The following is a 13,426-nucleotide window of genomic DNA, read 5'->3' on the forward strand; positions in this document are numbered from 1 at the left end:
CCCAGCGCGCGGCTCTACAATGGCTTGATCGATGGCAGCGTCCAGGTATGGGCCGGCGCCCCCGGCAAGCCGGCGCTGCAGGGTCATGTGCTGGAGGGGCGGGCGCAGCTCAGCGAGATAGCGCTCAACCTCTACTACCGCGCCGACACGCCGCGACCGCACTTGCCGGACGATCTGAACGGCCGCGACGTGATCCTGATCAGCGGCTACAGCTACTGGCCGGCGATCAACCAGATCCTCGACGCCCCCCGCCCGGCAGATCCGCCAGCACCGCACCCGCACCCATACCGCCGCGGTGGAGATGCTGCAGCGCCAGCGTGGCGATTTCCTTGTCGACTATCAGATCGCCGTGGAGCAGTCCGCCCAGCAGCTGGGCATCAGCACCCCGCCCTCGATTCAGCTACAGCGCATACCGATGCAGCTCATCGTCTCCAAGCGCAGCCCCGACGCGGCCCGCCTGCTGGAAGCGCTGGAGCGTGCCTACGAAGAACTGCAGGCCAGCGGCGAAGCGCTCGGCGATCAGCGCCGCGGCTTGGCCCGTGCGGTGGGCTCGGCAATCAGCGGGTCGTCCGGCCAGTAGTGCTTGGGGTAGCGGCCCTTGAGGTCCTTCTTCACCTCGGCGTAGGTGTTGGCCCAGAAGCTGGCCAGGTCCTGGGTCACCTGCACCGGGCGGCGCGCCGGCGACAGCAGATGCAGTTTGACGCTCTGCCGGCCGCCGGCGATGCGCGGCGTGGCAGCCAGGCCGAACAGCTCCTGTAGGCGCACCGCCAGCACCGGCGGCGCCTCGCTGTAGTCGATGGCGATCCGCGAACCGGACGGCACCGCCAGCTGCTGCGGCGCCAGTTCGTCGAGGCGCTGCGGCAGCGGCCAGGGCAGCAGGACCTGGAGCATCCCCGGCAAGTCTAGATTGGCGAAATGACTGAGACGGCTGACCTTGCCCAGGTACGGCAGCAGCCAGTCCTCCAGGCTCGCCAGCAACGCCGCGTCACTGACGTCCGGCCAGTCGCTGCGCCCCTGGGCGGCGAGATCCAGACGCCGCAACAGCGCCACCCGCGCCTGCCACTGGCGCAGCTGCGGCGTCCACGGCAGCAGTTCCAGGCCCTTGCGCCGCACCAGGCCGAGCAGCGCTCGCGCCCGCGCCGCTTCATCGAGTTCGGCCAGCGACACGCGGCTCAGCACCAGCTCGCCGACCCGGCGCTGGCGCTCGGCGCGCAACACGCCTTCGCGCTCGTCCCAATCCAGCTCCTCGCGGCTACTGAGCTGCTCGGCGAGCACCGAGTCGAACAGCTCAGGGTCGAGGTCGGCGGCCAGGTAGATGCGTTCCTCGCGCTGGCCCTGGCGGCTGCCGAGGTCGGCGATCACCAGCCAGGCGTGCTTCATCAGCGCATCCGGCTCAGCGAACTGCGCGGCGCGGCCATTGGCCAGGCGATAGTCGCCGCCACCGGGGCGGCGCTGCTGGGCGATGCGATCGGGATAGGCGAACGCCAGCAGCGCGCCGAGCCAGCGCGGATGCTCGGGATCGGCCAGCGCCTTGGCGGCCGTCTTCGGCAGCAGGTTGCGGAACTGCCGGGCCAGCTGGCGCACCCGCTGCACCGCGCCCTGGGCGCCGCGCGGCGCGCGTTCACCAGCGCCGAGCAGGGCCAGGCGGCTGTGCAGATCGGCACCGCCACCGCGCGGCCCGCCCGGTTGAATATCGCGCTCGCCGAGCAGCGCGGCGACATCGCAGGCCAGGCCGCCGAGGCCGAGGGCCTGGCCGCGCAGCAACAGATGGGCGAGGCGCGGATGCGCCGGCAGCCCGCTCATGGCCTGGCCGTGGGCGGTCAGCACGCCGCGTTGGTCGAGCGCGCCGAGGCGCACGAGCAGGTCCTGGGCCTGGGCATAGGCGGCGGCCGGCGGCACATCCAGCCAGGCCAGCTCGGCCGGTGCCACGCCCCAGCGCGCCAGCTGCAGGGCCAGCCCGGCCAGATCGGCCTGGAGGATCTCGGCACTGTCATACGCCACCAATTGCTCGTGCTGGGCCTGCGACCACAGGCGGTAACACACCCCCGGCTGCAGGCGGCCGGCCCGCCCGGCGCGCTGGGTGGCGCTGGCGCGGGAGATGCGCTGGGTGACCAGACGGGTCATGCCGCTGCCCGGATCGAAGCGCGGCACCCGCGCCAAGCCAGCATCCACCACCACGCGCACGCCGTCGATGGTCAGGCTGGTCTCGGCGATGTTGGTCGCCAGCACCACCTTGCGCCGGCCGGCCGGCGCCGGCTCGATGGCCGCGCGCTGGGCAGCGAGGTCCAGCTCGCCGTGCAGCGGGCAGAGCAGGATCTCGACCTGTTCGCCCAGGGCCTCGGCCAGGCGCTCGTGGACACGGCGGATCTCCGCCTGGCCGGGGAGGAACACCAGCAGGCTGCCGGGCTGCTCGCCCAGCGCCTGCAGCACCGTCTGCACCACCCGCGGTTCGAGCGCTGCGCCGGGCTGCAACGGCGCGCCCCATTGAGTGGCCACCGGGAACATGCGCCCCGCGCTGCGCACCACCGGGGCGTCGCCGAGTAACGCCGACAGGCGCTCGCCCTCCAGGGTCGCGGACATCAGCAGCAGCTTCAGCGGCGGCTCGTCGCGCAGCAGTTCGCGGCCGTTGAGGCACAGCGCCAGGGCCAGGTCGGCGTCCAGGCTGCGCTCGTGGAATTCGTCGAAGATCACCAGGCCGACGCCGTCCAGCGCCGGATCATCCTGCAGGCGGCGGGCGAGGATGCCCTCGGTGACCACCTCGATGCGCGTACGCGGGCCGACCTTGCTGTCCAGGCGGATGCGGTAGCCGACCGTCTCGCCGACCTGCTCGCCCAGCTCGCTGGCCAGCCGCTCGGCCGCCGCCCGCGCGGCCAGGCGCCGCGGCTCGAGCATGAGGATGCGCTGCCCGGCCAGCCAGGGCTCATCCAGCAGGGCCAGCGGCACTCGGGTGGTCTTGCCGGCGCCGGGCGGCGCTTCCAGCACCACTTCATGGCGGGTGGCGAGGGCAGCCCGCAGCTCGGGCAGAACACTGTCGATGGGTAGGGAAAGCATGGGAACTCCGGCGCAGAGCGGCGATTATAGCGGCGAACGGCCCGGGGTTTGCCGTAGTCCTAAGTCCAGCGGGACAATGCCCGGTACGCGCCGGCCGGAAGTTTTGTCATGGGCGAATTGATATAGTTGTCCGATCTTAATAAGGAGGTGCTTATGCGCATGCAGTCCCGTGTTATCGGCGGTGTTCTAGTCGCCACCCTGCTCACCCAGTTGAGCGCCTGCGGCACCCTGTTCTTTCCCGATCGCCGCGGACAGATCGAAGGCAAGGTCGATCCGGTGATCGTCGCCCTGGACGCCATCGGCATCCTCTTCTACGTGATTCCCGGCTTGATCGCCTTCGGCGTCGACTTCGCCACCGGCGCCATCTACCTGCCGGAGGGGCAAAGCGCGCAGATCGACCCGCAGTTGCTGCACCAGAGCATCGGTGCCGACGGCCAGGTCGACCCGCTCAAGCTCAAGGCGGTGATCGAGCGCGAGACCGGTCACAGCCTGCCGCTCGACGACCCGCGCCTGATCCAGCAGCGTGGCAGCCTGCAGCAGCTGGCCGCCTACGGCCTGCATCCGGCGGCCTGAGATGGCGCGCCTGCTTGCCGGTCACCTCGAGCGCCTGCTGGCCTACCACGGCTGGGCCTACCGACGCCTGCTGACCAGCCTGGACGCGCTGGATGAAGCGAGCTACCGCGCGCCCTGCGGGCTGTTCTTCGGCAGCCTGCACGGCACCCTCAATCACCTGGCCGTCGCCGACCGGCTGTGGCTGGCGCGGGTGCGTGGCGAGCCGCAACCCTTTGCCCGCCTGGATGCCGAGGCCGCCCCGGACCTGGCGACGCTGGCCGGTTTTCTCGACACCGGGGTACAGGCCTGGCAGCTCTGGCTGGGGCAGCAGGACGACGCCAGTCTCGGCGCCACCCTGAGCTATCTCAGCGTCTCCAATGGTCCGCAGCAGCGCGTGCTGGCCGATATCCTCAGCCATCTGGTCAACCACGGCACGCATCATCGCGGGCAGATCAGCACCGCGCTGACCGCCATGGGCCAGCCCGCACCGGAGCTGGACTACATCTATTTCACGGCGCTGCCGGCATGCCGCTGAACAGTCACCACGCCCGCCTGCTGCGCCAGGCGACTCTCGCCTCGCTGGCGGTGGCCTGCATTCTGATCGTCGCCAAGGGCATCGCCTGGTGGCTGAGCGGCTCGGTGAGCCTGCTCGCCGGCCTCACCGACTCGCTGCTGGACGGCGCCGCCTCGCTGCTCAACCTGCTGGCGGTGCACTACGCCCTGCGCCCGGCGGACGAGGATCACCGCTACGGTCACGGCAAAGCCGAGGCGCTGTCGGCCATGGCCCAGGCGCTGTTCATCGCCGGCAGCGCGGTGCTGATCGGCGTGCAGGCGGCGGAGCGCCTGCAGCAGCCGCAAGTCCTGGAAGGTACCCGTCTGGGCATCGCCGTGATGCTCCTGGCCCTGGCGCTGACCGCCGCGCTGCTGCTGTTCCAGCACCGGGTGATCCGCCTGACCGGCTCCACGGCGATCCGCGCCGACAGCCTGCACTACCGCTCCGACTTGCTGCTCAACACCAGCATCCTCGTCGCCCTGGTGCTCGCCGGTTTCGGCTGGACCCGCGTGGATGCGCTGTTCGGCCTCGGCATCGCCGCCTACATCCTGTGGAGCGCGGTGACCATCGCCCGCGAGGCGGTCGCCGTGCTGATGGACCAGGAACTGCCCAGCGAGGTCAGCGCGCGCATGCTCGAACTGGCTCAATCGGTACCGGGCGTGCTGGCGGTCCACGACCTGCGCACGCGGGTGTCCGGCACCCGCTGGTTCGTCCAGCTGAACCTGGAACTGCCGGGCGAGCTGAGCCTGACCGCCGCCCACGAGCGCTGCGTGCAGGTGGAAACGGCGATTCGCGCCCAGTACCCACGCGCCGAGGTGCTGGTGCACGCCGACCCGGCCGGCGCCCATGCGCAGGACGCAGACTGAGCGCAACGACTAGAGCAATTGCTCTAAACTCCCTAGACTGACGCGGCTTTCCTGCCTAACAACGAAGTCCGAGGAGCCGCACGTGCCACTTTCCCCAACCGCCCTGACCCTGCTCGGCCTGATCGCCTGGGCCCTGCTGCTGGTCGTGCTGCTCGCCAACCAGCGCGGCCTGCTGGTGCTCGGCGGCAAGCTGGCGGTCAACGCCTTCGCCCCCGACGGCAGCACCACCCCCGGCTTCGGCCAACGCCTGACCCGCGCCCACGCCAACTGCCTGGAAAACCTGCCGTTGCAGGCGCCGGTGCTGCTCTACGCCCTGCACGCCGGGCAGAGCGCGCTGACCGACCCGCTGGCGCCACTGTTGCTCGGCGCGCGCCTGTTCCAGAGCGTCATGCACCTGATCAGCACCGCCCCGCTGTTCGTCTGGCTGCGCTTCGCCGGCTTCCTGGTGCAGGTAGTGATCCTCGCCTGGTGGCTGCTGCGCCTGAGCGGCCTGCTCTAAGAGCCTGTCTCGGATCGCGCGAGCTAGAGCGAGACAAGGCGCAACGACCAACGGGAGTAACAGCCGAAGGCTGGCCCGCAGGGCGAGCGTAGCGAGTCAAACAGCCGAGGAAGCGCAGTTTACGAGTTGCAAATGAGCATGACTCGCTGCGCTCGCCCCGTCGGGGCCGCGCTAAAGCGCGTTAGCCGCAAGCGGCTTGCCGAGGCTGTTTTTAACGCAGTATCGCCGACGCGCAGCAGATCCGAGACAGGCTCTTAGGGCTTCTTCTTTCTCGGCCCGGTATTGAAGCTCGGCACCTTGCGCACCGCCTTGACCTGCGGCTGGGCCGGCGCCTCACTCTCCACCCAGCGGCCGAGGGCGGCCTTGCTGCCGGTGGTCTTGGGCTTCTTGGGTTTCTTCGGCTTCTTCAGCACCTGGCCGCTGGCGTCGGTCTGCGGCACGCGGTGGTCCGGCTCGAAATCTTGCTCGTCGATGCGCTGCAGGGTCTGCCGGGTCAGCACTTCGATGGCCGCCAGCAACTGTACTTCGTCGGCGCACACCAGCGACACGGCCTGCCCCTTGGCGCCGGCGCGGCCGGTGCGGCCGATGCGATGCACGTAGTCCTCGGCGACGATCGGCAGGTCGAAGTTGACCACCAGCGGCAGGTCGTCGATGTCCAGGCCACGCGCGGCGACGTCGGTGGCGACCAGCACCTGCACCTCGCGCGCCTTGAAGCGGTCCAGCGCGCGCTGGCGGGTGGCCTGCGGCCTGTCGCCGTGGATGCCGTCGGCAACGATGCCCTCGGCCTGCAGCAGTTCGCTGAGCTGGTCGACGCCGTTGCGGGTCTTGGCGAACACCAGCACCTGGCCCCAGCGCCGCTCGCGCAGCAGGTGCAGGAACAGCTCCGCCTTGCGCTTCTTGTCCACCGGAATCAGCCACTGCTTGACGCTGCTGGCGGCGACGTTGCGCGGGCTGACCTCGATGGACAGCGGCTCGTTGAGCATCTGCCCGGCGAGCAGGCGGATGGCCTCGGAGAAGGTCGCCGAGAACAGCAGGGTCTGGCGTTGCTTCGGCAGCGCGGCGTAGATGGCGCGCAGCTCCTCGGCGAAGCCGAGGTCGAGCATGCGGTCGGCCTCATCGAGCACCAGGGCCTGCAGCTGGCCGAACTTCAGCGCATTCTGGCGGAACAGATCGAGCAGCCGCCCGGGGGTGGCGACCAGCAGGTCGACGCCCTTGCGCAGCTTCATCATCTGCGGGTTGATGCTGACCCCGCCGTACACCGCGTAGGTGCGCAGCGGCAGGTGCTGGCCGTACTGGCGGAAGCTCTCGTGCACCTGCTCGGCCAGTTCGCGGGTCGGCACCAGCACCAGCGCGCGCACCGAATTGCTCTCCACCTGGGCGCCTTCCATCATCAGGCGTTGCAGCAGCGGCAGGGCGAAGCCGGCGGTCTTGCCGGTGCCGGTCTGCGCCGCGGCGAGCAGGTCGCGACCGGCCAGCACCGCTGGGATGGCCTGCGCCTGCACCGGCGACGGGGTTTGATAGCCGAGGGTGTCGATGGCGCGCAGCAGCGGTTCGATCAGGCCGAGGGAGGCGAAAGTCATGGCGGTACCAGGGTGTTTCCGGAAAACCGCCAGTTTACCCTGCCGCCACCCCGGGCCGCGGCAGAATCTAGGTTCTGTACGAAAACTCTCCGAGCGAAGGTCAGGCAAGGCAAAAACAGGCGAGGACGCGGAGTTTACGGGCTGTAAATGAGCAGTACTCGTTTCACTCGCCCTGACGGGCCGCCCTGCGGGCGTTCAGTGGCAAGCCACTGTCCGAGCCTGTTTTTAACGCAGCATCACCGAGCGCAGGTAGTTTTCGGACAGAACCTAGCGCAGCTTGCTCAGTTCGCTGGCAACCTTCGCCGCCGGCACCCGTTGCAGGCGGCAGAGCAACTCGTGGGACACCGCGCGCAGGCCATGCCGCTCGCGCAACCGCTCGAGCAGATGCAAGGTCAGGTTGGCGGCCATCTCGGCATCGGCCAGCGCCCGGTGGGCGCGGCCTGTGTCCGGCAGGCGCGCCCAGCTGTTGAGGGTGCCGAGCTTGTGGTTGGGCGCCTCGGGCAACAGGCGGCGGGCGAGCAGCAGTGAACAGGCGAAGGCCTGTTGGCGGCTGCGGCGAATCAGGCCCAGCTCGGCATCCCAGAACTTCTGGTCGAACGCGGCATTGTGCGCCAGCAGCGGCGTAGTACCGACGAACTCGGCGACCTCGTGCATCACCTGCGCCGCCGGCGGCGCGCTGCGCAGCATGGCGTTGCTGATGCCGGTGAGCTGCTCGATGAACGGCGGCACCCAGGCGCCACTGTTCATCAGGCTCTGGTAGCGGGCGACGATGCGCCCATCTTCGACTATCACCGCGGCGATCTCGGTGGCGCGACAGCTAGGTCCTGGGCTGATCCCGGTGGTTTCAAAGTCGATGACGGCGATGGGTTCCAAACTCGTATCTCGGGCAAATGATTGAATAGCGGGTCGCTGCAACGGCAAAGCCAGCGTTAGGCGAAACCCAGTGAAATAACCGGCCTAGCGCGAAGGCGCGATCGGCGTTGGCCGCTCAGTCGAGCCGCGCCGCGACTTCCTTCCATTCGCCCAGCCCCAGGCCATCCAGGCTCCAGGGGCCGATGCGCACGCGTACCAGGCGCAGGGTCGGCAGGCCGACCGCCGCGGTCATCCGCCGCACCTGGCGATTGCGCCCCTCGCGGATCACCAGCTCCAGCCAGCTGGTCGGAATGCTCTGGCGGAAGCGTACCGGCGGGTTGCGCGCCCACAGCTCGGGCGCCTCGATCCGCCGCGCCTGCGCCGGCAGGGTCGGGCCGTCGTTGAGCTCGACGCCGTCGCGCAGGCGCTGCAGCTGCGTCTCGTCCGGCTCGCCTTCCACCTGCACCCAATAGGTCTTCGCCAGCTTGTGCTTGGGGTCGGCGATGCGCGCCTGCAGGCGGCCGTCGTTGGTCAGCAGCAGCAGGCCTTCGCTGTCGCGATCCAGGCGCCCGGCCGGGTAGATGCCGGGGATCGCGATGAAATCCTTGAGCGTCGCCCGCCCCTGCTCGTCGCTGAACTGGGTGAGCACGTCGAACGGCTTGTTGAAAAGGATCAACCGCGGCTCGGCCGGCGGCGCCTTGGCCACCCGCCGGGGCGCCGGCTGAGCGCGTGGGGCCGGCCGGGAGGAGCGGGAAGCGGGACGTGGAGGACGGGGCATGATTGCAAAAGGTGTCGGCGCTGCTGGCAGCGAGGAGCGGCCATGCTAGGTTGGGCATCTGCCATCCGCAAGAGCGCCCCGCCATGCCCGCCCCGCTGCGCCCCCTCTGGCTGCTCAACCTGCTGACCCTGCTCGGGCGCGACCAGCCCTACCAAGGGCCGCCCAGCGCGCATTTCGACGGCCAACGCTTTCGCAACCTGCAGCCGACCGCGCACAAGGGCCTGCGCGACTTGTTGAAATGGCAACTCGAACGCCCGCGCCAGGCACCCTGGATCGCCCCGCCGCCGGCGCCGCCAGCCGCTATTAGTGCACGGGTGAGCGGCGACACCTTGCACGTCACCTATATCAACCACGCCACCCTGCTGCTGCAGCTGCACGGCCTGAACATCCTCACCGACCCGGTGTGGTCGCAGCGGGTCAGCCCGTTCAGCTTCGTCGGCCCGCGCCGCCATCATCCGCCGGGGCTGAGCCTCGAGCAGTTGCCGCCGATCGACCTGATCCTGGTCAGCCACAACCACTACGACCACCTCGACCTGTGGAGCCTGCGCCAACTGGCCCAGCGCTTTCCCGCCGCGCGGGTGGTCAGCGGCCTGGGTAACGGCGCGCTGATCGGCGCCTGCGGCTTCGCCGAGGTGATCGAACTGGACTGGTGGCAGAGCCTGCCGCTGGCCGACGGCCTGAGCCTGCACGGGGTACCGGTGCAGCACTGGTCGGCGCGCAGCCGCAAGGACACCAACCAGACCCTGTGGCTGGGCTTCGTGCTCGACTCGCTGCACGGCCCGCTGCTATTCCCCGGCGATACCGGCCTCGGCCCGGAGTTCCAGCTGATCCGCCAGCGCTTCGGCCCGCTGCGCTTCGCCGCCCTGCCGATCGGCGCCTACGCGCCGCGCTGGTTCATGCGCGACCACCACATGAATCCCGACGACGCGGTGCAGGCGCATCGCCAGCTGCAGGCGCAGACCAGCATGGCCATTCACTTCGGCACCTTCCGCCTCACCGACGAGGGCCAGTTCGACCCGCCGCGCGACCTGGCGCTGGCCCTGACCGAACACGGCGTCGACCCGCAGAGCTTCCGCGCCCCGGTGCCGGGCGAGCAGTGGGCGGTGCCGGCGTTGGTCGCGCAGGGAGCGTAGGTTGGGTTGAGACGCGCAGCGACGAAGCCCAACAGGCGATGTTTGCCCCGACAACCTGGCCTGGGCCGGGCACCGTTGTTGGGCTTCGTTGCACTCAGCGCCAACCTACAAATGCGCTCCCTAGCTTGGGCTGAGTTCCGCGAAGCCCTGCTAATTGTTCCCCCAGATCAGCGGAACGGCGGCTCGTCGAAGCTGCGCAGCTTGCGCGAGTGCAGGGCGTTGAGCTGGCTGCGCAGCAGATCCAGGGCGGCGATGCCGATGTGCAGGTGCTGGGTCACCGCCCGCTCGTAGAACGCGCCGGCGGCGCCGGGCAGCTTGATCTCGCTGTGCAACGGCTTGTCCGACACGCACAGCAGGGTGCCGTAGGGCACCCGCAGGCGATAGCCCTGGGCGGCGATGGTGCCGCTTTCCATGTCTACCGCCACCGCCCGCGAGAGGTTGATCAGCGGCCGCTCCTGGGCCCAGCGCAGCTCCCAGTTGCGGTCGTCGTAGGTCAGCACGGTGCCGGTGCGCAGACGCCGCTTGAGCGCCTCGCCGCGCTCGCCGGTGACCTGTGCGGCGGCTTCCTGCAGCGCCTGCTGCACCTCGGCCAGGGCCGGCAGCGGGATATGCGGCGGCAGCACGCGGTCGAGGATGCCGTCGCGGCGCATGTAGGCGTGCGCCAGCACGTAGTCGCCGATGGTCTGCGATTGGCGCAGGCCGCCGCAGTGGCCGATCATCAGCCAGCAGTGCGGACGCAGCACGGCCAGGTGGTCGGTGATGTTCTTCGCGTTGGACGGGCCGACGCCGATGTTGACCAGGGTCACGCCATGGCCGTCGCCGGCGATCAGGTGGTAGGCCGGCATCTGGTAGCGGTGCCAGACCACCGCATCGGCGACCGCCTGGGCATCCTCGTCGGAGGTGCCGCGCTCGATGATGACGTTGCCCGGCAGCACCATGCGCACATAGCGCGGGTTGTCGCGCAACTGCGCCAGGCCGTGACGGATGAACTGGTCGACGTAGCGGTGGTAGTTGGTCAGCAGGATCCACGGCTGGACATGACGCCAGTCGCTGCCGGTGTAGTGCTGCAGGCGCTTGAGGGAGAAATCCACCCGTGCCGCGTCGAACAGCGCCAGCGGCATCGGGTCGGCATGCTCCCAGTCGTACAGGCCGTCGGCCACACCGTCGGTGGCGGCCGACAGGTCGGTGCTGGGGAACACCCGCGCCAGCTCGGCGGCGGTGACCCCGGAACCGGCCAGCTCGTCGCCCTGCTCAACCACGTAGGGATAGGGGATGTTCTGCTGGCTGAGGCCGACTTCCACGGTGACGGTGAAGTCCTCCATCAGCGGCCGCAACTGATCGAGCAGGTAGCCGCGGAAGGCCGCCGGCTGGGTCACGGTGACGCTGTAGGTGCCCGGCACCTGGACCTTGGCGAAGGCGCGGGTGGTGCTCGGCACCTCGCCCTGGCAATGGTAGGTCAGGCGCAGTTCCGGGTAGCGGAACTGGTTGCGCCGCTCGGCATCCGGCTTGCTGCGTTCCTTGAGGTAGCGCTTGAGCGCCTGGCTGAGGCCCTGGGTGGCCTGCTGGTGCAGGGCGGCGAGGAGGTCGACCGCCGCCTCGGCGGTTTCGGCGACGACAAAGGCTTCGGAGAGAGCGGTCACGTTGGGCATTCCTGTCTGGGCACGCAAGGCTCTATCTTGCCTGCTTCACGCAGAAAAGCCATGGCCGCCCAGCGAGCGGGCTCAGCAAGTAGTGAGCCCGCCCAATGCCGGTGCGGGGCTCAGAGCCTGTTCACCATCCGCTGTCCGTCGGCGTTGCTGCTTTTGCCCCCTCTCCCCCTGCTTCTGAAGAAAGGTGGGAGAGGGCTAGGTTGGCTGACCGGCACCCTCTCCCCCAGCCCCTCTCCCACAAGTGGGAGAGGGGAGCCAAGCGTCAGACCAGATGCGGCGTGCTGCGCGCCACCAGCGCCTCGACATCGATCCCGCGCGGCAAGGTGCCGTAGACCCGCCCGCCTTGGCCCAGGCGGCTGGCGATAAAGGCATCGGAGACAGTGGCATTGCCGGCCTCCAGCAACAGCTTGGCCTGCAGGGCAATGGCCACGTCTTCAGTCAGCTGGCGGGCGCGGTACTGGATGTCGCCGGTGTCGCGGAAGGCCGCCTGCAGTTGCTGGATATGCGTCTTGAGGCGGGCATCGCCGTGGCCGTCGCCGAGTTCGGCAAACAGCGCGTCGAGCACGCCCGGCTCCTTGGACAGCGCGCGCAGCACGTCCAGGCACTGGACGTTGCCCGAGCCCTCCCAGGTGGAGTTGACCGGCGCCTCGCGGTACAGCCTTGGGAGGATGGTGTCCTCGACATAGCCGGCGCCGCCCAGGCACTCGGCGGCCTCGTTGATCATCGCCGGGGCGCGCTTGCAGATCCAATACTTGCCGACCGCGGTGACCAGGCGGGCGAACTTGTCCTCCTGGGCGTCGTGCGGGTTGTCCAGGGCGCGGCCCATGCGCATGGTCAGCGCCAGCGCCGCCTCGCTTTCCAGGGCCAGGTCGGCCAGCACGTTCTGCATCAGCGGCTGTTCGGCCAGCACCCGGCCGCCGACCTGGCGGTGCGCGCAGTGGTGCGCGGCCTGGGTCAGCGCTTGGCGCATCAGCGCACTGGAGCCGACCATGCAGTCGAAGCGGGTCAGCGCCACCATCTCGATGATGGTCGGCACGCCGCGGCCTTCTTCGCCGATCATCCAGGCCAGGGCGCCGCGGTACTCGACTTCGCTGGAGGCGTTCGACCAGTTGCCCAGCTTGTTCTTCAGGCGCTGGATGTAGAACTCGTTGCGGCTGCCGTCCGGGCGGTGGCGCGGCAGCAGGAAGCAGGTCAGGCCCTTGTCGGTGTAGGCCAGGGTGAGGAAGGCATCGCACATCGGCGCCGAGCAGAACCACTTGTGGCCGACCAGCTCGTAGGCCTGGCCCGGGCCGGGAATGCCCACCGGATAGGCCTTGGTGGTGTTGGCGCGGACGTCGGTGCCGCCCTGCTTCTCGGTCATCGCCATGCCGATGGTGGCGCCGGCCTTCTGCCCGATCGGCAGGTTGCGCGGGTCATACTGGGTGGCGAGGATCTTCGGCAGCCAGGCTTCGGCGATGTTCGGCTGCAACTTGAGCGCCGGCACGCTGGCGTAGGTCATGGTCAACGGGCAGCCGCTGCCGGCCTCGGCCTGACTGTGCAGATAGCTCATCGCCGCGCGGGCGACCTGGGCGCCGGCACGCGGGTCGGTCCAGGGCAAGGACGGCAGGCCGTGCTCGATGGCCGTGCGCATCAGCTCGTGATAGGCCGGGTGGAACTCCACCAGATCGATGCGATGGCCATAGCGGTCATGGCTCTTGAACACCGGCTTGTTCTCGTTGGCGAGAAAACCGGCGGCCAGCAGCGGGCCGCCGGCCAGGGCGCCATAGGCGTCGATGCGCGCCTCGGCCCAGCCGCCACCGAAGCGGCGGGTCCACTCCTGCAACGGCAGGTCGACGCGATAGAGGTTGGCGCCGTCCAGCGGCGGCACCTGGTTGAGTACTTCATGGGTCTCGGCGAACTGGTGCAGGCTCATG

The 13,426-nt window shown here is 69.5% G+C and carries 12 protein-coding genes; 6 read left to right on the forward strand and 6 right to left on the reverse strand.

The annotated features are described in order from the left end of the window. Window positions 1-301 precede the first annotated feature (301 nt). On the forward strand, window positions 302-580 hold the full coding sequence (locus D3880_RS23140; protein WP_238474474.1) for a hypothetical protein: 279 nt from the start codon (window positions 302-304) through the stop codon (window positions 578-580). Here D3880_RS23140 and hrpB read toward each other — a convergent pair. Next, the gene (gene hrpB / locus D3880_RS19345; RefSeq protein ID WP_119895042.1) at window positions 520-3,051 is read right to left on the reverse strand and encodes an ATP-dependent helicase HrpB; all 2,532 of its coding nucleotides are present in this window, start codon (window positions 3,049-3,051) and stop codon (window positions 520-522) included. The genes D3880_RS23140 and hrpB overlap by 61 nt on opposite strands. 153 nt (window positions 3,052-3,204) lie before the next feature. Here hrpB and D3880_RS19350 point away from each other — a divergent pair, with 153 nt between their 5' ends. The 4 genes from D3880_RS19350 (at window position 3,205) to D3880_RS19365 (ending at window position 5,521) form a co-directional block, all read left to right on the forward strand. Then, complete coding sequence (locus tag D3880_RS19350; RefSeq protein ID WP_119895043.1) at window positions 3,205-3,624, forward strand: polyribonucleotide nucleotidyltransferase; 420 nt, start codon at window positions 3,205-3,207, stop codon at window positions 3,622-3,624. Window position 3,625: 1 nt separating this feature from the next. Beyond that, window positions 3,626-4,138 carry a DinB family protein gene (locus D3880_RS19355; protein ID WP_119895044.1) on the forward strand — a complete coding sequence of 171 codons (513 nt, stop codon included), beginning with the start codon at window positions 3,626-3,628 and terminating at the stop codon, window positions 4,136-4,138. Next, window positions 4,129-5,022 (forward strand): cation diffusion facilitator family transporter, encoded by an 894-nt coding sequence (locus D3880_RS19360; protein ID WP_119895045.1) that lies wholly within the window; start codon window positions 4,129-4,131, stop codon window positions 5,020-5,022. Before D3880_RS19355 ends, D3880_RS19360 begins: the two co-directional genes overlap by 10 nt. Before the next feature lie 82 nt (window positions 5,023-5,104). Next, window positions 5,105-5,521 carry an MAPEG family protein gene (locus tag D3880_RS19365; RefSeq protein ID WP_119895046.1) on the forward strand — a complete coding sequence of 139 codons (417 nt, stop codon included), beginning with the start codon at window positions 5,105-5,107 and terminating at the stop codon, window positions 5,519-5,521. Between the two features lie 254 nt (window positions 5,522-5,775). Here D3880_RS19365 and D3880_RS19370 read toward each other — a convergent pair whose 3' ends face one another. The 3 genes from D3880_RS19370 to D3880_RS19380 all read right to left on the reverse strand — a co-directional run bounded on the left by D3880_RS19370 (window position 5,776) and on the right by D3880_RS19380 (window position 8,659). After that, entirely contained in the window at window positions 5,776-7,101 is a 1,326-nt protein-coding gene (locus D3880_RS19370) for an RNA helicase RhlE1 (protein ID WP_119895047.1), read from the reverse strand. Window positions 7,102-7,368: 267 nt separating this feature from the next. Beyond that, window positions 7,369-7,974 carry a 3'-5' exonuclease gene (locus D3880_RS19375; RefSeq protein ID WP_119895048.1) on the reverse strand — a complete coding sequence of 202 codons (606 nt, stop codon included), beginning with the start codon at window positions 7,972-7,974 and terminating at the stop codon, window positions 7,369-7,371. Between the two features lie 115 nt (window positions 7,975-8,089). Next, complete coding sequence (locus D3880_RS19380) at window positions 8,090-8,659, reverse strand: pseudouridine synthase (RefSeq protein ID WP_162935021.1); 570 nt, start codon at window positions 8,657-8,659, stop codon at window positions 8,090-8,092. Between the two features lie 155 nt (window positions 8,660-8,814). On the opposite strand from D3880_RS19380, the gene D3880_RS19385 reads away from it, so the two are divergent. Then, on the forward strand, window positions 8,815-9,864 hold the full coding sequence (locus tag D3880_RS19385) for an MBL fold metallo-hydrolase (protein WP_119895050.1): 1,050 nt from the start codon (window positions 8,815-8,817) through the stop codon (window positions 9,862-9,864). Window positions 9,865-10,031: 167 nt separating this feature from the next. Here D3880_RS19385 and amn read toward each other — a convergent pair whose 3' ends face one another. Both amn and D3880_RS19395 read right to left on the reverse strand, forming a co-directional pair. Further along, window positions 10,032-11,504 (reverse strand): AMP nucleosidase, encoded by a 1,473-nt coding sequence (amn, locus tag D3880_RS19390; protein WP_420800840.1) that lies wholly within the window; start codon window positions 11,502-11,504, stop codon window positions 10,032-10,034. A 271-nt stretch (window positions 11,505-11,775) separates the two neighbouring features. Next, window positions 11,776-13,425 (reverse strand): acyl-CoA dehydrogenase family protein, encoded by a 1,650-nt coding sequence (locus D3880_RS19395; protein ID WP_119895052.1) that lies wholly within the window; start codon window positions 13,423-13,425, stop codon window positions 11,776-11,778. Between the last annotated feature and the right edge of the window lies 1 nt (window position 13,426).

Source organism: Pseudomonas cavernae (genome assembly GCF_003595175.1).
Lineage (GTDB): Bacteria > Pseudomonadota > Gammaproteobacteria > Pseudomonadales > Pseudomonadaceae > Aquipseudomonas > Aquipseudomonas cavernae.

What these genes read in the sequence shown, in the direction of transcription:
- D3880_RS23140 (WP_238474474.1), top strand. Translation starts at nt 302, where the DNA reads ATGCTGCAGCGCCAGCGTGGCGATTTCCTTGTCGACTATCAGATCGCC.
- hrpB (WP_119895042.1), bottom strand. Translation starts at nt 3,051, where the DNA reads ATGCTTTCCCTACCCATCGACAGTGTTCTGCCCGAGCTGCGGGCTGCC.
- D3880_RS19350 (WP_119895043.1), top strand. Translation starts at nt 3,205, where the DNA reads ATGCGCATGCAGTCCCGTGTTATCGGCGGTGTTCTAGTCGCCACCCTG.
- D3880_RS19355 (WP_119895044.1), top strand. Translation starts at nt 3,626, where the DNA reads ATGGCGCGCCTGCTTGCCGGTCACCTCGAGCGCCTGCTGGCCTACCAC.
- D3880_RS19360 (WP_119895045.1), top strand. Translation starts at nt 4,129, where the DNA reads ATGCCGCTGAACAGTCACCACGCCCGCCTGCTGCGCCAGGCGACTCTC.
- D3880_RS19370 (WP_119895047.1), bottom strand. Translation starts at nt 7,101, where the DNA reads ATGACTTTCGCCTCCCTCGGCCTGATCGAACCGCTGCTGCGCGCCATC.
- D3880_RS19385 (WP_119895050.1), top strand. Translation starts at nt 8,815, where the DNA reads ATGCCCGCCCCGCTGCGCCCCCTCTGGCTGCTCAACCTGCTGACCCTG.
- D3880_RS19395 (WP_119895052.1), bottom strand. Translation starts at nt 13,425, where the DNA reads ATGAGCCTGCACCAGTTCGCCGAGACCCATGAAGTACTCAACCAGGTG.